The 21,864-nt window shown below is 46.4% G+C and carries 18 protein-coding genes; 10 read left to right on the forward strand and 8 right to left on the reverse strand.

Features of this window, described 5'->3' with window-relative positions:
• The first annotated feature begins 7 nt into the window (after positions 1-7).
• The 3 genes from gyrB (at position 8) to R7190_RS22110 (ending at position 4,156) form a co-directional block, all read left to right on the forward strand.
• On the forward strand, positions 8-2,425 hold the full coding sequence (gene gyrB / locus R7190_RS22100) for a DNA topoisomerase (ATP-hydrolyzing) subunit B (protein ID WP_005378841.1): 2,418 nt from the start codon (positions 8-10) through the stop codon (positions 2,423-2,425).
• Positions 2,426-2,768: 343 nt separating this feature from the next.
• A complete protein-coding gene (locus tag R7190_RS22105; RefSeq protein WP_186584579.1) occupies positions 2,769-3,185 on the forward strand; it encodes a GreA/GreB family elongation factor in 417 nt (138 codons plus the stop codon).
• A 533-nt stretch (positions 3,186-3,718) separates the two neighbouring features.
• Complete coding sequence (locus R7190_RS22110; RefSeq protein WP_005378857.1) at positions 3,719-4,156, forward strand: Hsp20 family protein; 438 nt, start codon at positions 3,719-3,721, stop codon at positions 4,154-4,156.
• 127 nt (positions 4,157-4,283) lie between these two features.
• Here the strand turns inward: R7190_RS22110 and R7190_RS22115 are convergent, their stop codons facing one another.
• The 4 genes from R7190_RS22115 to glyQ form a co-directional block, all read right to left on the reverse strand.
• Positions 4,284-5,537, reverse strand: a complete 1,254-nt coding sequence (locus R7190_RS22115; RefSeq protein ID WP_186584580.1) for a valine--pyruvate transaminase — start codon at positions 5,535-5,537, stop codon at positions 4,284-4,286.
• A 229-nt stretch (positions 5,538-5,766) separates the two neighbouring features.
• Entirely contained in the window at positions 5,767-7,851 is a 2,085-nt protein-coding gene (locus tag R7190_RS22120; RefSeq protein WP_186584581.1) for an alpha-amylase, read from the reverse strand.
• A 217-nt stretch (positions 7,852-8,068) separates the two neighbouring features.
• Complete coding sequence (gene glyS, locus R7190_RS22125; protein WP_085570055.1) at positions 8,069-10,135, reverse strand: glycine--tRNA ligase subunit beta; 2,067 nt, start codon at positions 10,133-10,135, stop codon at positions 8,069-8,071.
• Between the two features lie 13 nt (positions 10,136-10,148).
• Positions 10,149-11,066: a glycine--tRNA ligase subunit alpha gene (gene glyQ / locus R7190_RS22130; protein ID WP_005451074.1), complete on the reverse strand. Its 918-nt coding sequence runs from the start codon at positions 11,064-11,066 to the stop codon at positions 10,149-10,151.
• A 484-nt stretch (positions 11,067-11,550) separates the two neighbouring features.
• Between glyQ and R7190_RS22135 the strand changes: the two genes are divergently transcribed.
• Both R7190_RS22135 and R7190_RS22140 read left to right on the forward strand, forming a co-directional pair.
• Positions 11,551-12,105, forward strand: coding sequence for a TMEM165/GDT1 family protein (locus tag R7190_RS22135; protein WP_005378877.1), 555 nt, complete (start codon positions 11,551-11,553; stop codon positions 12,103-12,105).
• Between the two features lie 160 nt (positions 12,106-12,265).
• Positions 12,266-12,526 (forward strand): hypothetical protein, encoded by a 261-nt coding sequence (locus R7190_RS22140; RefSeq protein ID WP_005378878.1) that lies wholly within the window; start codon positions 12,266-12,268, stop codon positions 12,524-12,526.
• Between the two features lie 44 nt (positions 12,527-12,570).
• Here the strand turns inward: R7190_RS22140 and tusA are convergent, their stop codons facing one another.
• Positions 12,571-12,819, reverse strand: a complete 249-nt coding sequence (tusA, locus tag R7190_RS22145; RefSeq protein ID WP_005378879.1) for a sulfurtransferase TusA — start codon at positions 12,817-12,819, stop codon at positions 12,571-12,573.
• 133 nt (positions 12,820-12,952) lie between these two features.
• Between tusA and R7190_RS22150 the strand changes: the two genes are divergently transcribed.
• Positions 12,953-13,135 (forward strand): hypothetical protein, encoded by a 183-nt coding sequence (locus R7190_RS22150; protein ID WP_005378880.1) that lies wholly within the window; start codon positions 12,953-12,955, stop codon positions 13,133-13,135.
• A gap of 168 nt (positions 13,136-13,303) precedes the next feature.
• Complete coding sequence (locus tag R7190_RS22155; protein ID WP_186584582.1) at positions 13,304-14,248, forward strand: LysR family transcriptional regulator; 945 nt, start codon at positions 13,304-13,306, stop codon at positions 14,246-14,248.
• A gap of 52 nt (positions 14,249-14,300) precedes the next feature.
• Here R7190_RS22155 and R7190_RS22160 read toward each other — a convergent pair whose 3' ends face one another.
• From R7190_RS22160 to fadB, 3 genes are all read right to left on the reverse strand, one after another.
• Entirely contained in the window at positions 14,301-15,281 is a 981-nt protein-coding gene (locus R7190_RS22160) for an MDR family oxidoreductase (RefSeq protein ID WP_042523906.1), read from the reverse strand.
• Positions 15,282-15,533: 252 nt separating this feature from the next.
• The gene (gene fadA, locus R7190_RS22165) at positions 15,534-16,709 is read right to left on the reverse strand and encodes an acetyl-CoA C-acyltransferase FadA (protein ID WP_186584583.1); all 1,176 of its coding nucleotides are present in this window, start codon (positions 16,707-16,709) and stop codon (positions 15,534-15,536) included.
• A 14-nt stretch (positions 16,710-16,723) separates the two neighbouring features.
• Positions 16,724-18,895: a fatty acid oxidation complex subunit alpha FadB gene (gene fadB / locus R7190_RS22170; protein ID WP_186584584.1), complete on the reverse strand. Its 2,172-nt coding sequence runs from the start codon at positions 18,893-18,895 to the stop codon at positions 16,724-16,726.
• 261 nt (positions 18,896-19,156) lie between these two features.
• Between fadB and R7190_RS22175 the strand changes: the two genes are divergently transcribed.
• Genes R7190_RS22175 through hemG form a run of 3 tightly spaced genes read left to right on the forward strand, consistent with a single transcriptional unit; the run spans position 19,157 to position 21,821 of the window.
• Positions 19,157-19,780, forward strand: coding sequence for a YigZ family protein (locus tag R7190_RS22175; protein WP_005378891.1), 624 nt, complete (start codon positions 19,157-19,159; stop codon positions 19,778-19,780).
• 46 nt (positions 19,781-19,826) lie between these two features.
• Positions 19,827-21,284, forward strand: coding sequence for a TrkH family potassium uptake protein (locus R7190_RS22180; RefSeq protein WP_005378893.1), 1,458 nt, complete (start codon positions 19,827-19,829; stop codon positions 21,282-21,284).
• Between the two features lie 9 nt (positions 21,285-21,293).
• Complete coding sequence (hemG, locus tag R7190_RS22185; protein WP_005378894.1) at positions 21,294-21,821, forward strand: menaquinone-dependent protoporphyrinogen IX dehydrogenase; 528 nt, start codon at positions 21,294-21,296, stop codon at positions 21,819-21,821.
• Positions 21,822-21,864 lie beyond the last annotated feature (43 nt).

Genomic DNA, 21,864 nt, shown 5'->3' on the forward strand with positions numbered 1-21,864 from the left:
GAAACTCATGTCTGAAAATTACGATTCATCGAGTATTAAGGTACTGAAGGGTCTGGATGCGGTACGTAAGCGTCCAGGAATGTACATCGGCGATACGGACGACGGCACCGGCCTTCACCACATGGTTTTCGAGGTGGTGGATAACTCAATTGATGAAGCGTTGGCAGGTCACTGTAAAGACATCGTTGTGACAATTCATGAGGATAACTCGGTTTCCGTTAGCGATGATGGTCGTGGCATTCCAACAGAAATCCACTCAGAGGAAAATGTCTCTGCAGCAGAAGTAATCATGACGGTTCTTCACGCGGGTGGTAAGTTCGACGATAACTCATACAAAGTATCGGGTGGTCTTCACGGGGTAGGTGTTTCAGTAGTAAACGCACTATCAGAGAAAGTTGAGCTAACGATTCATCGTGGTGGCCATATCCATACGCAAACCTACCGCCATGGTGAGCCTCAAGCGCCACTAGCCGTTGTGGGTGATACGGATAAAACCGGTACACAAATTCGTTTCTGGCCAAGTGCCGAAACGTTCTCTAACACTGAGTTCCACTATGACATTCTAGCGAAACGCCTGCGTGAACTGTCATTCCTGAACTCTGGTGTGTCGATCAAATTGGTTGATGAACGTGAAGCGGACAAACATGATCACTTCATGTATGAAGGTGGTATTCAAGCGTTCGTTGATCACCTAAACACCAACAAAACGCCAATCATCGAAAAAATCTTCCACTTTAACTCTGAGCGTGAAGACGGCATTTCAGTTGAAGTGGCGATGCAATGGAACGATGGTTTCCAAGAGAACATCTTCTGCTTTACCAACAATATCCCACAGCGTGATGGTGGTACTCACCTTGCTGGTTTCCGTGCTGCGCTAACACGTACATTGAACAGCTTTATGGATAAAGAAGGTTTCTCGAAGAAAGCGAAAACAGCGACTTCAGGCGACGATGCGCGTGAAGGTCTAACTGCGGTTGTTTCGGTGAAAGTGCCTGATCCTAAGTTCTCAAGCCAAACAAAAGACAAACTGGTTTCTTCTGAAGTGAAATCAGCTGTTGAGTCTGCAATGGGTGAAAAACTGTCTGAGTTCCTGATTGAGAACCCGACAGAAGCGAAGATGGTTTGTTCGAAAATCATCGATGCAGCACGTGCTCGTGAAGCAGCGCGTAAAGCTCGTGAAATGACGCGCCGTAAAGGTGCACTAGACCTAGCTGGCCTTCCAGGTAAACTTGCAGACTGTCAGGAAAAAGATCCGGCACTCTCTGAACTATACATAGTGGAGGGTGATTCGGCAGGCGGCTCCGCAAAACAAGGCCGTAACCGTAAGAACCAAGCGATCCTACCGCTAAAAGGTAAGATTCTTAACGTAGAAAAAGCACGTTTCGACAAGATGCTATCTTCTCAAGAAGTAGCAACACTGATCACCGCACTAGGTTGTGGTATCGGTCGTGACGAGTACAACCCGGACAAGCTTCGTTACCACAACATCATCATCATGACCGATGCCGATGTCGATGGTTCGCACATCCGTACGCTACTGTTGACCTTCTTCTACCGTCAAATGCCAGAGCTTATCGAGCGTGGCTATGTGTACATCGCTCAGCCACCACTATACAAAGTGAAAAAAGGCAAACAAGAGCAGTACATCAAAGATGAAGAAGCGATGAACCAATACCAAGTATCATTGGCTCTGGACAATGCATCGCTACACGTAAACGCAGAAGCACCAGCATTGGCTGGTGAAGCACTAGAGAAGCTTGTTCAACAGTACAATGCGGGTATTAAACTGGCGGAACGTATGAGCCGTCGTTACCCAAGTGCTTTGGTAAACGAGTTGATTTACACTCCTCGCCTAACGCCAGAGCAATGCCATGACGCATCAGTTGTGGAAGCGTGGACGAAGCAGCTTATTGAACAGCTGAATGCGAAAGAAGTGGGTGCAAGCCAGTACAGCTACGAAGTTGAGCAGCACGAAGAGCTAGGCTTAAACTTGCCTAAGATTGTGGTTCGTACTCACGGCGTGACGCACGAACATGCAATTAGCATCGACTTCCTAAACTCGAAAGAGTACGGCAAGTTGGCTGATCTATCAGAAGCACTTGATGGACTTCTGGAAGAAGGCGCGTACATCAAACGTGGTGAGCGTACTATGCCAGTGGCAAACTTTGCAGAAGCGCTTGACTGGTTAGTGAAAGAGTCAATGCGTGGCTTAAGCCGTCAGCGCTACAAAGGTCTAGGTGAGATGAACCCAGACCAACTTTGGGAAACCACCATGGACCCAGAAACTCGTCGTATGATGCAGGTAACGATTGAAGATGCGGTAGGCGCAGATCAACTGTTCACTACGCTAATGGGTGACCAAGTAGAACCTCGTCGTAACTTCATCGAAGAGAACGCACTGAAAGTAGCGAACCTAGACGTATAACGACACTGTTCGTGATAGTAAAAAGCAGCGAGAAATCGCTGCTTTTTTTGTTTTACCACCAGCTAAAATCGCCACTTTCTGCTAAAGCGGATGTTTTTCTGGTACTAACTGCCAACAACCCGATCAAGCCTGCCATTTTATTTCTGTTTTCTTTTTTTCTCGCCATTTTGTTCGCTTGAGCGTTTTTGCTTTCTTTTTTCTGCTCGCTATAGTGCTGAAGAGCTGATGAATAAGGAGACTAAGAAAATGGTGATGACTTTCCTGAACTAAGCCGGAAGTGATGCACTTCCGGTTCAATGCACTGAATTTATTTGTAAGACAAGGCATTAAGAAGGAAATAATCATGTTTGAACGCTGGTTCTCGGCGTACTGCTTGGCGCTGCGAACTTGGTGGTTAACCAGTCGCTTTTTAACCTATCAATCACCACTAAGGTTGTTATCGCTATTTGAAATCTGCGAGCAACAAGCCCATTGCCGTAACCGAGCTCGTATTGCGGTTGGGGACACGGTTCGCTTAGTGGATGTTGAACGCGCCTATCAATATCGCATGACATTGGTCAGCTCGCGCAAGGGGCAACCCATGACAGGTATGCTCGCGGTCGATTCTTATTTGGGGTCTCGACTGTTAGGTCGAGCTAAAAATGATGCGCTCGAAGTGGAAATTTTTAATCAGCGACGCTGCTTTTTGATTACTGAAATTGTTCATCAATCGCAGCCACCAGCTCAGAAAATGCTGTGTGGTTGTCTGTTGTGCCAATAAATAGAGGTGAAGTCATGAGTAAGAAAGAAAAGAAACAACCGCAGTTGAGTCTAAAAGAAAAGCGCAAACTAAAGCAGGAAAAGGCGGCAGAAAAGGGCGTTGTAAAAGCGCGTAAATCCTCCCGCAAGTAAAGTGTAGATTGAGCCCTCCAGAACGGCGGGCTTTTTATCACTGATCGCGAAGTGATGAGGAACTAAGCTGTTCAAGGGGATAGTGGATGCTTTAAAAATTTTTTATTTTTTCCCTTGAAAGTCATTTTTGACGACCTTATATCTAGTTATGAAGAGGGTGACTGGCTTGCTAGAGACTAGAAGACCAGCCCTCTGGAATCGCTAAAACGAGATCGCTCAGAAGAGGATATGGCGTTTTGGTACACAACTTAAACCTTTAGATTCAATATCATGTCTCCGAGCCAAACCAAGGCCAGTGGAATGATAAGAATCTCTTAGTTCGGCGTTGGTTTTTGCATAAACACGCCAGTAGGATGGAACTCATCTGAACTAAGACTATTGCTTAATTAAGAGGATAGATTTATGCGTAATGTAGATTTCTCACCACTATACCGTAATGCAATTGGCTTTGATCGTCTGCTAAACCTGATGGAAGCGAATACAGCGAAAAATACTTCTGGCGGTTACCCTCCATACAACATTGAGCAAAAAGACGAGCACAACTACCGTATTACTATGGCCGTTGCTGGCTTTGCTGAAGAACAGCTCGATCTGACTCAAAACGAAAACATGTTGATTGTGAAGGGCGAACGTAAAGCCGAAGAAGGCAAAAACTACGTTTACCAAGGTATTGCAGAACGCGATTTTGAACGTAAATTCCAGCTAGCGGATTACGTAAAAGTCGTGGGTGCATCAATGGAAAACGGTCTGCTTCATATCGATTTAGTTCGTGAAATCCCTGAAGCCATGCAACCACGTAAGATTGCTATCGGTGGTAACAACCTGATTGAGAACAACTAATCAGTTAACCACCCGGTTATAGAATGAGAAAGAGCGCCATATGGGCGCTCTTTTTAGTTTGGGGGTTTTCAAATCCGCTATTTCAAAGCCGTAATTTCAAAGAGAAGAACGGCTGAGTTCAATCCGTCTATTTACCTTCGCGGTAAGCCTTTTCCACTTCTTCAGCGATAATCGCAATGCCTTTTTGCATCATCTCATCATCTTGAACGTAGTTCATACGCAGGCATTGGTGCGCGTGATCCCACTCGTCTTGGTGACCAATAAAGAAATATTCACCAGGGACAATCAATACGCCACGCGCTTTCAAGCGTTGGTACAGTTCCATTGTTGTGATTGGCAGTTCATCAAACCATAACCACAAGAAGATAGCGCCTTCCGGCTTGTGGATGCGGAATCGCTCATCGGTAATTGCTTGTTGGAGCAGTTCAACCGCACGTTGTGATTTTTGCTTGTAGAACGGCTTAATCACCTCTGAACTCAGTTTAAGCAGATCACCTTTGCCAATTATATGGTTTGCCAGCGCTGGACCAACACTGCCCGGCGCTAGGCTGATGATGCCGTTCATATTAGTTAATGCTTGCGTGATTTCTTCACTCGCAATCACAATGCCACAACGCACGCCCGGTAAACCAAGCTTAGATAGGCTCATGCATAGGATGGTGTTTTCATTCCAGAACGGTTCGACATCTTCAAAGATGATGTTCGGGAAAGGTAGACCGTAAGCGTTATCGATGATCAGTGGGATGTTGTTCTCACGTGCTAGCTTGTCCAGCTTACGTACTTCTTCATCTGTCAGTACATTACCCGTTGGGTTAGTTGGGCGAGACGCGCAGATTGCCGCAACAGAGTCGTCGACGGTTAGCTGCTCAAAATCGACGTGGTATTTAAACAGGCCGTTATCTAACAGCTCGATTTCTGGGTGGTAAGAGATAAAGATATCTTCATCAATGCCAGCATCACCATAACCGATGTATTCAGGCGCGATAGGCAGTAGCACTTTCTTGTGCGAACCGTCTGGCTGTTTACCTGCCAACAAGTTGAACAAGTAGAAAAAGCCACTTTGGCTACCGTTAGTTAGGCTGATGTTTTTTTCGGAAATATCCCAGCCGTAAGTTTCACGGAATAACTGAGCTAGCGCTTTGACGAACGCGTCTTTACCCTGCGGGCCATCGTAGTTGGCGAGGGCGGCGACGAGCTCCCCACTGGCGAGCATTTCCTCACTGGCTTGGTGAAAGTAATCGAGCATGGCAGGAATGGCGGCAGGATTACCTCCACCGAGCATGATGGCACCTGGTGTGCGCAGACCATCATTCAAATCGTCCATTAACTGCGTAATACCTGAATACTGATTAAATTTTTCACCAAACTTTGAGAACTGCATGCTGACTTATACCTAATTCATTGTGATTGCTTTGTGTATGTTTATGCCGATGTTTTATCGGCTTATCGAGTAATCCTTGACCTTACCTCAATGTGTAATTAACGCAAAGTGTGAATTAAGCCGAAAAAGAAAAAAGTGCGTCATCAGACCAGAGGGACGAGACTAAATGGCAAAAAGAACAATAAAAAAGGGAAGCTTATGCTTCCCTTGCTGGTGGAGAGAGTGTGATTTACTCACCGGTGTAAACAATCAGCACCTTGTCGTCTTGGTATTGGCGTTCGAACGCGTAATAACCTTCTTGGTTGCGAGTGATGTGCTTACCTTGAGCAACTGCGGGGTGGCGTTTACGGAATTCCCCCAACTTTTGCCAATGTTGCAGTAGATCTTCTCGTTCGCCTTGAATCTTATCCCATGGCATATCTGAGCGTGTGCCTTGGTGGGCGTCTGAACCAGTAATGCCAAAATCACGAGCTATCTCATCACCGTAATAGATCTGTACTGCACCGGGAGCCAGCATCAGAGCATTTGCTGCACGTGCTTGGTCATCAAAGCTGCGGCTGCGCGCTGACCAAAACAGCTGTGTATCGTGTGAAGACAAGTAGCTCAACACGTTGAACTCAGGATCGGTATTGATGCGCTCTGCATAACGGCGGTAATCATTATCAAGTTGAGCGAAACACTTCAGTGCTTTTGGTGCTACGTCAGATTGGAACTCGAAGTTGATGATGGAATCGAAACCGTTATCGAAATACCTGCTCTTCACCACGCTGTGTGCCCACACTTCACCCGTCATCCAGAAAGGTAGGTCATCCAAGGCTTTGTCCGGGTTGTTTTGTTTCCATTGAGCAAGCGCTTGGGTGGTGCTGGCTTTCAACTCTGCCCACGCTTCCATTTCAACGTGTTTAGCGGTGTCGACACGGAAGCCGTCAATGCCATAGTCGCGCACCCAATCGGATAACCAGGTAATCAGGTGTTCACGTGGGGTTTGCAGCTCATCTTGCGCATTGGTGTCTTTATTGCGGAAGAAGTTTGGTAATCCGGTTTTCTGAGTTGATTCGGTTTTGAGATCCGGTAGGTAGTTCAAAGACATGGTGATGTCGTTGTAGCCCGGAGCATCGTAGTCGCCAATATCGGTGCGGATCCAATCTTTGCCCCACCATTTATCCCACGCTTCGCTATCACCGTATTTGATGTAGTCGTTGAAGCTGTGCCAGCTTTGTCCTGATTTTGGCTGCCAGTCGGTCCATTTTTCACCAAGGACTTCTTTGGCTTCTTGGTCATCAAGGTAAAGCTGACCAAATCCGAATTCCTGCATGTCTGCTAATGTCGCATAACCTGTGTGGTTCATGACCACATCCCAAATCACGCGGATACCTTTCTTATGGGCAGTATCGACGAAGGTTCTGAGTTCATCTTCGGTACCCATGTTGGCATCAAGCTTGGTCCAATCTTGGTGATAGTAGCCGTGGTAGCCGTAGTGCTTAAAGTCGCCTTTATCGCCGCCGCCAACCCAGCCGTGGATTTGTTCCAGTGGTGAGGTTATCCAGATAGCATTGACACCAAGTGATTCGATGTAATCGAGTTTTTTCGTTAGACCCGATAAGTCACCACCGTGGAAGGTACCAATCTCATATTTTCCGTCTTTGCTGCGACCGTAGCTGTTGTCGTTGTCTGGGTTGCCATTGTAGAAGCGGTCGGTCATGACGAAGTACACCGTCGCATTGTCCCAACTGAACGGTTTGTCGGCTTGCTGTTCAACTTCTTCTAGCAGCAATAGACCTTGGCTCATAGGACCCGGCTGCATGGTGACGCTGCCATTGGCGACAGTGGTTTCTTGTCCGGTTAAGGCATCACGAACGACAGTGCCATCATTAAAGGTTTGGGCAACGTTGATGGTTTTTGGCGTGTCAGTTGCGACAGGGCAAGAGTAGGTGATGTCCTGACTCTGTTTTGGTTTGATTTTTACCGTCAGCTCATTGGTGGTTGGATTGAGCGTAAATTGATAGGTATTGGCTTTGAAGATGCGCAGCGGCATTTGTGCGTCAGTGGCGCAGTTATCCATTTTTAATGGACGATTGAATTTGATGCGATCTTCTTCTGCTAGGGCAAAGCTACTGCCACAGCTTTGATTACTGTCGGCAATGGTAAAGGTGTAGCTGCCTTTTTCGAGTTTTTGCTCAGCGACAAGTAAGCCTTGTGAGTTTTCCTCAAAAACAGCAGTGTCATCACCAACGTTTAATACGATGGCATTTTCTGGTATCTGGCTGCAGGCGCTCAGTAGACCGATAGAGAGTGCGAGAATTGTTTTTTTCATTGTGTCCTTCCCCCGAATAAACAGTCCAGTTATAGCAAAACTGTGCCTCTACAATCCGAGCTCTACACCAACAAGTTAAACGCGTCTCACCCTACAAATTTTAGTCTTGTTCACAAAATGAATAATAAGCGTCACCTTCATCGGTTTGAAGGCAACAAAAAAGGGAAGCATCTGCTTCCCTTTTAGTTATTTCTTAATCACTTCGAAGAGTAATGAATTACTTTTGAAGCAAAGAAATGTCTGCGATCTGTAGGAACAGGTTACGCAGGTTGTTCAGTAGTGTCAGACGGTTCTTCTTAAGTGCTTCGTCGTCTGCCATTACCATTACGTTATCAAAGAATGCATCAACTGGTTCACGTAGGTCAGCTAGCTTGCTTAGGGCTTCTTGGTAGTTACCTGTAGCAAATGCTGGCTCTAGCGCTTCCGTCATTACTTCAACGCTTTCTGCTAGTGCTTTCTCTGCGTCTTCTTGTAGAAGTGCTAGGTCGATGTCTGCTGCTAGTTCGCCGTCGAATTTCGCTAGGATATTACCTACACGTTTGTTCGCTGCTGCTAGAGACTCTGCTGCTTCTAGTTCACGGAAGTGAGAAACCGCTTTAACTCGTTGGTCGAAGTCTGCTGGTTTCGTCGGACGACGAGCTAGAACTGCTTGAATGATGTCTACACTGAAGCCTTCGTCTTGGTACCAAGCACGGAAACGACCAAGCATAAACTCGATAACGTCTTGTTCAACGTTGTCGTTGGTTAGGCGGTCGCCGAACAGTGACTTCGCTTTCGCTACTAGGTCAACAAGATCTAGGTTGTAGCCGTATTCAACGATGATACGTAGTACACCTAGAGATGCGCGGCGTAGTGCGAATGGATCGCTGCCTTTAGGCGCTTGACCAATACCGAAGATACCTACGATAGTGTCTAGCTTGTCTGCCATTGCAACTGCAGTTGAAACACCGTTTGATGGCAGTTCATCACCTGCGAAACGAGGCATGTATTGCTCGTTCAGTGCTACTGCAACTTCTTCTGCTTCACCGTCGTGGCGAGCATAGTGCATACCCATAACACCTTGAGTATCCGTGAATTCGAATACCATTGAGGTCATTAGGTCACATTTTGCTAGTAGACCAGCACGCTTTGATTTCTCAACGTCAGCACCGATTTGCTCAGCAATGTAGCCAGCAAGCTCTGTGATGCGGTCTGTTTTGTCTTTGATCGTACCCAGTTGCTTTTGGAAGATCGCTTGCTCTAGTTCAGGCAGACGGTCGATAAGCGGACGCTTACGGTCTGTGTTGAAGAAGAACTCTGCGTCAGCAAGACGAGGGCGAACTACTTTCTCGTTACCTTCGATTACGTAACGAGGCTCTTTTGATTCGATGTTCGATACGAAGATGAAGTTAGGTAGTAGCTTCTTGTTTTCGTCATAAACAGGGAAGTACTTCTGGTCACCTTTCATGGTGTAAACCAACGCTTCAGAAGGCACTTTTAGGAACTCTTCTTCGAACTTCGCTGTTAGTACTACTGGCCATTCAACCAGAGACGTTACTTCTTCTACTAGGTCATCTTCTAGGTCAGCGATACCGCCAACTGCTGCTGCCGCTTTTTGTGCGTCAGCTAGGATGATTGCTTTACGCGCTTCGTAATCTGCCATTACTTTACCGCGCTCTTCTAGGATCGCAGGGTATTGCTCAGCAGAATCGATAGTAAACTCTTGCTCACCCATGAAGCGGTGACCACGGATAGTGCGGTCTGAAGCAACACCAAGGATCTCGCCTTCGATTAGCTCGCTGCCCATTAGCATGGTTAGCGTCTTAACTGGACGGATAAATTGAGTCGTTTTGTTACCCCAGCGCATTGGTTTTGCGATAGGTAGGTTTGCTAGTGCTTTCGCTGCAAGTTCAACTACGATCTCAGACGTTGGCTGACCTTTCACTTCTTGTTTGAACAGTAGCCATTCACCTTTGTCTGTTACCATGCGCTCTGCTTGGTCAACCGTGATGCCACAACCGCGTGCCCAGCCTTGAGCCGCTTTTGTTGGGTTGCCTTCCGCGTCAAACGCTGCAGAAACCGCCGGACCACGCTTTTCAACAACTTTGTCAGACTGGCTGTCTGCTAGTGCTGCTACTTTAAGTGCAAGACGACGAGGTGCCGCGAACCATTTAACGCCTTCATGAGCAAGCTCAGCGCCTTTTAGTTCTGCTTCGAAGTTTGCTGCGAATGCTTCAGCTAGAGTGCGAAGTTGCGTTGGTGGTAGCTCTTCTGTGCCTAGCTCGATTAGAAATTCTTTTGCCATGTTACTCTACCCCTTACGCTTGTTCTTTCTTACACATTGGGAAGCCAAGAGCTTCACGCGATGCGTAGTATGCTTCTGCAACTGCTTTCGTCAGGTTGCGGATGCGTAGGATGTAACGTTGGCGTTCAGTTACTGAGATCGCTTTACGCGCGTCTAGTAGGTTGAATGCGTGACCAGCTTTTAGAATGCGCTCGTAAGCAGGTAGTGGCAGTGGCTTTTCAAGCTCAAGCAGCTCTTTACACTCTTTCTCACACTGTTCGAAGAAACCAAATAGGAAATCAACGTCTGCGTGCTCGAAGTTGTAAGTTGATTGCTCTACTTCGTTTTGGTGGAAGATGTCACCGTAAGTCACTTTGCTGCCGTCTGGCGCGATGTTCCAAACTAGGTCGTAAACAGAGTCTACTTCTTGGATGTACATTGCTAGACGTTCGATACCGTAAGTGATCTCACCAGTTACTGGCTTACACTCAAGACCACCAACTTGCTGGAAGTAAGTAAACTGAGTCACTTCCATGCCGTTTAGCCAAACTTCCCAGCCCAGACCCCATGCGCCTAGTGTTGGGTTTTCCCAGTTGTCTTCTACGAAACGGATGTCGTGTACAAGAGGGTCAATACCAAGAACTTCAAGGGAGCCAAGGTACAACTCTTGAATATTGTCAGGCGATGGTTTTAGCGCTACTTGGAATTGGTAGTAGTGCTGAAGACGGTTAGGGTTTTCACCGTAACGGCCATCAGTAGGACGACGTGAAGGTTGTACGTAAGCTGTCGACATTGGCTCTGGGCCAAGCGCTCGTAGACAGGTCATTGGGTGAGAGGTACCCGCACCCACTTCCATATCTAGCGGTTGAACAATGGTACAACCATTTTGAGCCCAATAATCCTGCAGCGCGAGGATCATTCCCTGGAAGGTTTTGATATCGTATTTTTGCATAAGTCAGGTTCGCGCGATTCTCTTGTTACTCGTTAATTCGTCATCTATGCCGAGTTTTTCAACTCTAACAACGGCGATAAAGAGTAATTACGGTTGAATAAATTAACAATCTAGTATAACCAGATATTGAGCATGGGAGTAGAGCTAATCTTGATTAATTCGTGGGCGATTTTCTCCTTTAATGAATTTTTACCGCGTTATCTGCTGTATTTTTCCTAAAAGGGAGTTTTTGCCTGCTTTGGCTCTTGAGAAGCGCAACAAAGGTGGCTAGAATTGCGCCTGTCTTTGGGGAGTAGCTTACCTGATGAAGTTTCTGTTTCATCTGGTTCGTCCGTCAACATAATTGGTGCAAAATCACCATGGCGTTCGAGACTTGAAGCCTTTCAAGTTTAGCAAGACCTTAGACAAATCATCACGAACCGGGGTAGGGGCGTGAGGTTTGTCTTCGGTTAAAAATAATAATCCCTGCCCCAATGAGCATGTCGTGAGCGTTTTAGCTATTTCAATTACTACTGTAGCGTTAGCAGAAATTGGCGATAAGACCCAATTGCTATCTCTATTACTCGCAAGTCGTTACCGAAAACCAATCCCAATTATTGCAGCAATCTTTTTGGCAACTATTGCCAACCACGCTTTGGCTGCATGGTTAGGTGTGGTTGTCGCAGACTATCTATCACCTGAGATTTTAAAGTGGGTGCTGGTGGTCAGTTTTGTCGCGATGGCGGCTTGGGTTCTGATCCCGGACAAACTGGATGATGACGAACAGATTTCTAATCGAGGCCCATTTATTGCCAGCTTTATCGCGTTCTTCGTTGCGGAGATAGGCGATAAAACTCAGATCGCCACTTCCATCTTAGGGGCGCAATACGCGGATGCGTTAAGTTTGGTGATTATCGGTACCACAATCGGTATGCTGCTGGCGAATGTACCTGTGGTCCTGATTGGTAAATTGTCGGCCGACAAGATGCCTTTAGGGCTGATCCGTAAAATCACCGCATTTTTGTTTATTGCTCTGGCAATAGGGGCTGCACTGTTCTGATTTTTTGCACGTGAAATGATGTGAGTTATCAATCATTAGTAGCGTGCTGCGCGAGTTCAAACTCTGACTCTAAATCGTTCCGTTGCGTGACGGATGACATATAAGTGTCATACTTGTCATGGTAGTTTAATGGTGTGAATGATAGCGAGAGGGCAAGTTTATGCTTACACGTTACATGGGGATGTCCCCGAAGAGTCAGAGTTATTTATTCACTTTTGGTTTAGCGCTGTGTTTACTAGCGATGGTGCTAACTGATATGTGGTTACCGATTGTAGCAGGATCGTTCGTTCTTACTGGATTGACAGTAGAAGCGTGGATTCGTGTCGCTCACATCATTCCTATGCATGAAGAGATGCGGGCAATGAAGAAACAACTTAACAAGCTCCAATCAGAAGTTCGCACACTCGAATACGACGAATAAACAAACGGCAGCCAATATTGGCTGCCGTTTTTAGTTCGACCAGATTATTCCAATCCTTTCTTGATCAGGTACTGATACGGAACTTGCTCCGTTTGTGCCGCAACTAATTGGTGGTCCATAAAGCGGCAGAAACTCGGAATGTCTCGAGTTGTGGATGGATCGTCTGCTTTGACCAGCAAAATCTCACCATCTTGCATGTTGCGAATTGTCTTCCTGACCATCATCACTGGCTCTGGGCAGCGCAGTCCTTCCGCCTCTAATGTCTTGTTTGCCAGTTCAGGATTAAAGCTCATAGTGTGATTCTCGTAACTAACTGAGCGTTGAATTTTACTTTCGTTGAAAAAATATTCAATAACCACTTGGCAAACCGAATTTTTTGTTTTACCTTAAATTAACAATTTGGTAACAACTGGCAAGGGAGAGGCAATGTTAACAGCGTTAGACAGACTTACGATTTACTCAGTGCTGTGTTTTATCTCGTTTTGTGCATTGGTACTCAGGACGCCAGCTGACACCTCTTTGACGCCTCTAGTAGGCATGGTTGCCACTATTATTGGGATTTGGATCGAGATGCGCAGATGGTCTGGCGCATCTGAGCAAGAAAATTAGCGCTTCTTGCTTGGATCAGAATGCTTTTAATAACGCTCACCTATTTTTTACCGACACTTCATTCCGACACTATCCCCATTTTTCTTGGGCTTCCCCGCTGAAAGGCGGGATTTTTTTTGCCTAAAGAGTACAATTTACCCAAACACATACAAAATAAGTGGCTAATTCGTGGAACTGGAAGACATCTATCGCCGAGATTTAAATTTACTGGTTGCGTTGCGAGTACTGATAGAAGAAAACAGTGTCAGTAAGGCGGCAACACGTCTGAACTTGAGTCAATCGGCAATGAGTCGTGTGCTTGGTCGTCTACGTGACTTGTTGGGAGACCCGCTGTTTACTCGTCAGGGACAGCATTTGATCCCAACTCAGAAAGCGTTAGAGATCGATCGCTCATTGGGCGAACCATTAGAGTCTTTACGTCAGTTGTTATCTCCGGTTGAGTTTGACCCATTGCAATGCGTGCAGACTTTCAACATCGTGACCACCGACTATGCCATGCAAACAATCTTACCGTTCGCTTTGCCGAGAATTTACCAAGAAGCGCCAAACGTGTCTTTCAACTTCTTACCACTGCAACACGACCGTTTATCAGATCAGCTCACTTATGAAGGTGCAGACTTAGCGATTTGTCGCCCGACAGGCCCGGTGGAGCCTCTACGCAGTGAAGTGTTGGGGCGAGTGGGGGTGCTGTGTATGCTTTCAAAACAGCATCCATTAGCGGATAAAGAAATGAGCTTGGATGATTATCTGAGTCATCCACATGCCATGATCGCCATCAGTGATGGTGTTAAGACACTGATCGAACAAGCTTTGATGGAGAAACCTAAGCGTAAAATGGTTCTGCGGGCTTATCATTTAGAAGCCGCATTGGCGATCATGGATACCTTGCCAATTATCATCACAGTGCCAGCGGACTTGGCGTATCTGGTTGCCGAGCGTTATGACTTAGTGGTGAAACCGTTACCATTCCAATTCACGCCGTTTGAATACTCGATGATTTGGCATGCGCGTTGCGAGCATTCTCCCGCTCAAGAATGGTTAAGAACGATTGTGCGTGAAGAGTGTAGCCGTCTGATAGCTAAACGTATCGAAGATATGGGACTGAACTGCTAACAAAAAAGAGCCAGCAATGCCGGCTCTTCGTCTGTTTACACTGAGTCAGTATTTATAGCTTGATAACCACACGACCCGTTACTTGACCGTTGGTGATGTCTTCTGCATATTTCGGTGCTTCAGCAAGAGCAACTTCAGTACACGCTTGCTCGAAGTAGCTGTCTGGTAGTAGCTCGACCAGCTTTTCCCATGCAGCGATACGTTTCTCTGTTGGGCACATTACTGAGTCCACACCTTGTAGGCGAACATTACGTAGGATGAACGGCATCACTGTGGTTGGTAGATCAAAACCACCAGCAAGACCACAAGCTGCAACTGCACTGTTGTAATCCATTTGCGCCAATACTTTAGCCAGTACTTTGCTGCCTACAGTATCAACCGCACCTGCCCATACTTGCTTTTCAAGTGGACGTGCTAGTTCTTCAAATTCAGTACGGTCGATGATGCGGCTAGCACCTAGTTTTTCAAGTAGCGGGCCATTTTTTTCTACACGACCTGTCACTGCAGCAACTTTGTAGCCAAGCTGTGCTAGAAGCGTTACTGCGACTGAGCCTACACCGCCACTTGCGCCAGTTACTAGGATTTCGCCATTTTCAGGTTTGATGCCTGCATCAAGCAGTGCTTGAACACACAGCATACCAGTGAAGCCAGCAGTACCAACCATCATTGCTTTCTTGCTGTCTAGACCTTTTGGTAGTGGTACTAGCCAATCCGCTTTTAGACGAGCACGCTGAGACATACCACCCCAGTGGTTTTCACCCACGCCCCAGCCAGTAAGGACAACTTTGTCACCAGCTTGGTAGCGGTCGTCTTCTGAGCTTACTACCGTACCTGCTAGGTCAATACCTGGCACCATCGGGAAGTTACGGATGATTTTACCTTTACCTGTGATCGCAAGACCGTCTTTGTAGTTTAACGATGAGTAATCAACGTCAATCAGAACGTCGCCTTCAGGCAGTTGTGTTTCATCGATTTGCTCGATGTTAGCGATAGTACGTTTGTCTTCTTGATTTAGAACTAGAGCATTAAACATAAGGTTCTCCGATTGTGCGGTAGCATGACTCTGGGTCACATGCAGCAAGATATCAACTGGTCTAAGTGTATGTCTTCTTTGTCTATGAATAAAATGAAACTTGAGCATTTAATGTATGCTCTTCATGCATGTTTGATGTAAAACAAAAAGGGCGACATCAATTGTCGCCCTTAAGTGTAATACTAAAAATTTTATTATTAGTTCATTTGCTTATGATTGTTGGCTCGATCACTACAACAACGTCTTGAACTGTTATGGTCGTTCAAATACTGTCGCAATGCCCTGACCCAAACCGATACACATGGTGGCCAGACCATATTTCGCGTCTTTCGCTTCCATTAGGTTGATCAACGTTGTTGAGATACGTGAACCAGAACAGCCTAGTGGATGACCCAATGCTATCGCACCACCGTTAAGGTTGACTTTCTCATCCATAACATCAAGCAGGCCTAAGTCTTTAGCACACGGCAGAGACTGCGCGGCAAATGCTTCGTTTAGCTCAACCACATCCATGTCTTCAATTGAAAGACCAGCACGCTTGAGCGCTTTTTTCGTCGCAGGTACAGGACCGTAACCCATAATAGAAGGATCGCAGCCCGCAATGGCCATGCCTTTAATACGTGCACGAATCTTCAAACCAAGCTCATTGGCTTTCTCTTCACTCATGATCAACATCGCTGATGCACCATCGGACAGAGCCGATGATGTACCGGCTGTTACTGTACCGTTTGCTGGGTCGAACACTGGGCGAAGTTGAGATAGACCTTCAACGGATGTTTCAGGGCGAATCACTTCGTCGTAATCCAGAGTGAACAGTGTGCCGTCTGCTGCGTGGCCTTCAATTGGTAGAATTTCATTTTTAAAACGACCCTCTACGGTTGCTGCGTGCGCACGAGCGTGAGAGCGAGCGGCAAAATCGTCTTGTTGCTCACGGCTAATACCATGTAATTTACCAAGCATTTCAGCCGTTAAGCCCATCATGCCCGCAGCTTTTGCTACGTTCTTTGACATACCTGGGTGAAAGTCTACACCGTGGTTCATTGGCACATGCCCCATGTGCTCAACGCCACCAATTAGGCAGATTTCAGCATCGCCAGTCATGATGGCACGTGTACCGTCGTGAAGCGCTTGCATTGATGAACCACACAAGCGGTTAACCGTCACGGCGCCAATTTCAATCGGCAGGCCCGCGAGTAGCGCGGCATTACGTGCAACGTTAAAGCCTTGCTCTAGTGTTTGCTGTACACAGCCCCAGTAGATGTCTTCAATCTCGCTTGGGTTCACTTGTGGGTTACGCGCAAGAATGCCTTTCATTAGGCGCGCAGATAGATCTTCTGCTCGTGTATGACGGAAAGCACCACCTTTAGAGCGACCCATTGGAGTACGTAGACAATCGACTACGACAACATTTCTTGTTTGATTAGTCATTTTAGAATCCCTCCTTAGATAGAACCTTGCTGTTGTGCACCGTAAAAGCTTTCACCTTTCGCCGCCATATCAATCAGCATTTGCGGTACTTGGTACATCGCACCTAGCTCGGCGTGTTGTTTTGCCATTTCAACGTATTCAGCAATACCCACGCTGTCTAGATAACGGAATACGCCACCGCGGAATGGAGGGAAACCAAGACCATAAACCAATGCCATATCTGCTTCCTGCGGAGTTGCGATGATGCCTTCTTGTAGGCACAGCACCACTTCGTTAATCATTGGAATCATCATACGTTGAATGATGGTCTGATCGTCAAAGTCCTGCTTATCGGCACAAACGTCAGCAAGTACCGGTAAGATCGCTTCGGAGAAGGTTTTCTTCGGCTTACCTTTTTTATCTATGGTGTAGCTGTAGAAGCCATTACCATTTTTCTGACCATATTTGTCTGCTTCGAATAGTGCATCAATCGCATCACGACCTTGTTTACCCATACGCTCAGGGAAACCGTCAGCCATCACAGCTTGTGCGTGGTGCGCGGTATCAATGCCGACTACGTCAAGTAAGTACGCCGGTCCCATCGGCCAGCCAAACTTACGCTCCATGACTTTGTCGATTTTCGTAAAGTCAGCACCATCACGAAGTAGCATGCTGAAGCCGCCAAAGTATGGGAACAATACGCGGTTAACGAAGAACCCTGGGCAGTCATTAACGACAATTGGTGATTTGCCCATTTTCGCAGCATACGCCACAACACGATTGATGGTTTCATCAGAGGTGTGCTCACCACGGATGATCTCAACAAGAGGCATACGATGCACTGGGTTGAAGAAGTGCATACCACAGAAGTTTTCTGGGCGTTTTAGTGATTTTGCCAATAGGTTGATAGGAATCGTCGAGGTGTTTGAGGTGATAACGGTGTCGTCACCGACATGGGATTCAACTTCACTTAAAACTGCTGTTTTTACTTTCGGGTTTTCAACGACAGCTTCAACAATCACATCAGAGTTTTCAATACCTGCGTAATGTAAGCTCGGTGTGATTGATGCTAAAATACCCGCCATCTTAAAGCCATCAATGCGACCGCGAGATAAGCGTTTATTCAGCAGCTTAGATGCTTCAGTCATGCCTAGGTCGAGCGACGCTTGCGCGATGTCTTTCATTAAGACTGGCACACCTTTTAGCGCTGATTGGTAAGCAATGCCGCCACCCATGATACCTGCACCTAATACGGCTGCACGTTGCGTGTCTTTACTTGCTGACTTCGCTGCTTTTTTCGCAATGCCTTTGATGTATTGATCATTAAGGAATAGGCCAACGAGTGATTTTGCTTCTTCCGATTTAGCCAATTTCACGAAGTGCTTACGTTCAATGTCTAACGCTTCATTACGTGCAAAGCGAGCACCTTCTTCAATCGTGATAACGGCTGTCATTGGGGCAGGGTAGTGAGGACCTGCTTTTTGTGCCACCAGACCCTTCGCCATGGTGAAGCTCATCATTGATTCAAGCTTACTCAGCGTTAGCGGAGATGTTTTCTGTGCTCGGCGTGCTTGCCAGTCAAGTTTCTCGTTAATTGCAGAGTTAAGAGTTTGTAGTGCTGATTCGTATAAAGCATCAGTCTCTACAACAGCATCGAGTAAGCCAATTTTCAATGCTTCATCAGCTCGGCATGCTTTACCTTGGGTGATGATTTCCATTGCGCTGTCTGCGCCAATAACGCGAGGTAAGCGTACACAACCACCAAAGCCCGGCATGATTCCCAGTTTCGTTTCTGGTAGGCCGATGCTGGTGGTTTTGTCACCAATACGCATGTCTGTTGCTAGCACACATTCACAACCGCCACCAAGAGCGTGGCCTTTGATCACTGAGATGGTCGGAACGGGTAAGTCTTCTAATTTGTTAAAGATGCTATTAGCAAATTGCAGCCATTGGTCGAGCTCGGCATCCGTTTTAGCAAACAGACCTAAAAACTCGGTAATGTCTGCGCCTACAATGAATGCGTCTTTATCTGAAGTGAGCAACAACCCCTTGAGGCCTTGATGGGCAATGAGCGCATCAAGAGCTTTATCTAGCGATTCTAATGTCGCTAGGTCGAGTTTGTTGACGGATTTTGGAGAGCAGAAGCTTAGCTCTGCAATACCATCTTGTATTTCCTTTACCTGTAGGGTTTCGGCTTGGTAAATCATTGTCTATCTCCATGACATACAATCGTGGATTGTCTGTATACCTATTTCAACGACGCCGTGTACCTCGGCAAATAGGTATCGAGGAAGTCGTTTTATTTTTGTTCTGGTTTGACCAGTAAGGTTAGTTTGGATCGTGGATTGTTTAATTTCAATACATTTTTTAAACAAGTGTTTAACATTGTGCGCTGTGGCAGATCTTATGCGACGGGTAAATCACACTCGTGATAGACTTCAGGCAAATAGACATGAATCCATAATCCTATGAATGACAAGCCTTATCTGATTCCAGCAGAGCCCGCTCAATTTGAAGAAGAAATTAAAAAGAGCGTCTTCATTACTTATTTGGCACACACGCCAAGTATCGAAGCTGCAAAAGCATTTGTTGATCAAATCAAAGCTAAACACGCTGATGCTAGACATAACTGTTGGGGCTTTGTTGCTGGTCGACCAGAAGATTCGATGAAGTGGGGCTTTAGTGATGATGGAGAACCTTCAGGGACGGCAGGCAAACCAATCCTGGCGCAGCTGTCTGGATCTGGGGTGGGGGAGATCACGGCTGTGGTCACGCGATACTCTGGTGGAATCAAGTTAGGTACAGGCGGCTTGGTTAAAGCGTATGGGGGTGGGGTTCAACAAGCGCTCAAGCTGCTTCAAACTATTGAGAAAAAAATAACCACAAAGCTCAGACTAACGTTAGACTATGGGTTTATGCCTATCGCACAATCAATCATGCCGCAATTTGGTGCAATAGAAGTCGAGGCTGAATACAGCGATCAGGTGGTATTAGTGGTGGAAATTGAGCTTCGAGAAGTGAGCGCGTTTACCCAAGCAATCATCAATAAAAGCGGGGCAAAGGCAATTGTCACTCCGCTAGACGGACAATAATGAAAAACAGGAAGCAACAGGGACAGCTTCGCTAGTCAATTTATCCATGCAATTTCGTTCAATTATTCGAATCGTCGGGCTACTGCTCGCACTCTTTAGTGTCACTATGCTTGCGCCAGCACTCGTTGCGCTGATCTATCGAGATGGTGCTGGTGTGCCTTTTGTCACGACATTTTTTGTTCTGCTGTTTTGTGGGGCCGTTTGTTGGTACCCAAACCGCAGGTATAAGCACGAGCTTAAAGCTCGAGATGGCTTTCTTATTGTCGTCTTATTCTGGACAGTACTTGGCAGTGCAGGCTCGATCCCCTTTCTCATTGCTGACAACCCGAACGTCTCAGTGACAGATGCGTTTTTTGAATCGTTTTCTGCTCTCACGACGACCGGGGCGACCGTTATTGTTGGTTTGGATGAGTTACCTAAAGCGATTCTATTCTATCGACAGTTACTGCAGTGGTTCGGCGGTATGGGAATCATCGTATTAGCGGTGGCGATTTTGCCAGTACTTGGCATTGGTGGTATGCAGCTTTACCGCGCCGAGATCCCAGGTCCAGTCAAGGACACTAAAGTGACGCCGCGCATAGCAGAAACTGCTAAGGCGCTTTGGTACATCTATTTGAGCCTGACTATCGCCTGTGCTTCGGCTTTTTGGTTAGCTGGTATGACGCCATTTGATGCCATCAGTCACAGCTTTTCCACCATTGCCATTGGTGGCTTCTCTACCCACGATGCCAGCATCGGATACTTTGATAGTTACGCGATTAACCTGATTACGGTGGTTTTTCTGCTTATATCTGCATGTAATTACACACTGCACTTTGCTGCATTTGCATCAGGTGGCGTACATCCCAAGTATTACTGGAAAGATCCTGAGTTTCGCGCCTTCTTGTTCATTCAAGTGCTGCTATTTATCATTTGCTTTCTATTATTACTGAAACATCACTCTTACACATCGACATACGATGCTTTCGATCAGGCTCTGTTCCAAACCGTATCAATATCCACAACAGCGGGCTTTACGACAACAGGTTTTGCGGATTGGCCGCTCTTCTTACCTGTGCTGTTATTGTTCTCTTCCTTTATAGGTGGTTGTGCTGGTTCAACAGGCGGCGGCATGAAAGTGATCCGTATCCTGCTTCTTACCTTACAAGGTGCGCGTGAACTAAAACGTTTAGTCCATCCACGCGCGGTTTACACCATCAAAGTAGGTGGCAGTGCCCTACCGCAACGTGTTGTCGATGCGGTTTGGGGTTTCTTCTCCGCATACGCATTGGTATTTGTGGTTTGTATGTTGGGGTTGATTGCAACAGGAATGGATGAGCTCAGTGCGTTCTCGGCGGTGGCTGCGACTCTGAACAACCTCGGTCCTGGCTTGGGAGAAGTGGCGCTTCACTTTGGTGATGTTAACGACAAAGCAAAATGGGTATTAATAGTTTCTATGCTGTTTGGTCGTTTGGAAATCTTTACCTTACTTATTCTACTTACGCCGACGTTTTGGCGTAGCTAAGGGGAAATCGTGGCAAAAGCATTATTTCTATACTCTTCCCGCGAAGGGCAGACTAAAAAAATTCTCCACTATATAGATGAACAACTTCCAGACTTCGATTGTGAGCTGGTGGATTTACATAATGTCGAGACGATTGACTTCAGCCAATACGACAGAGTATTGATAGGCGCCTCTATTCGCTATGGCCATCTTAATAAAAAGCTATACCAGTTTATTGAGCGAAACCTCAATCAATTGGAGCAAAATAAAGTGGCATTTTTCTGCGTAAACCTAACCGCTCGTAAAGAGGACCAAGGAAAGGATACACCTGAAGGTAGTGCCTACATTCGCAAGTTCCTAATTAAGTCGCCTTGGAAACCAACGCTAATCGGTGTTTTTGCTGGTGCACTTTATTACCCACGTTATAGCTGGTTCGACAGAACTATGATTAGGTTCATTATGTCGATGACGGGTGGCGAAACCGATACGACCAAAGAGGTGGAGTACACCAATTGGGAAAAAGTGGCTCTTTTCGCAGATAAATTTAGAGAACTGTAGAAATAACGTGCTCTTTTGACCGCTTTTGATGCAAATTTATCCG

Source organism: Vibrio sp. 1078-1, from assembly GCF_033340475.1.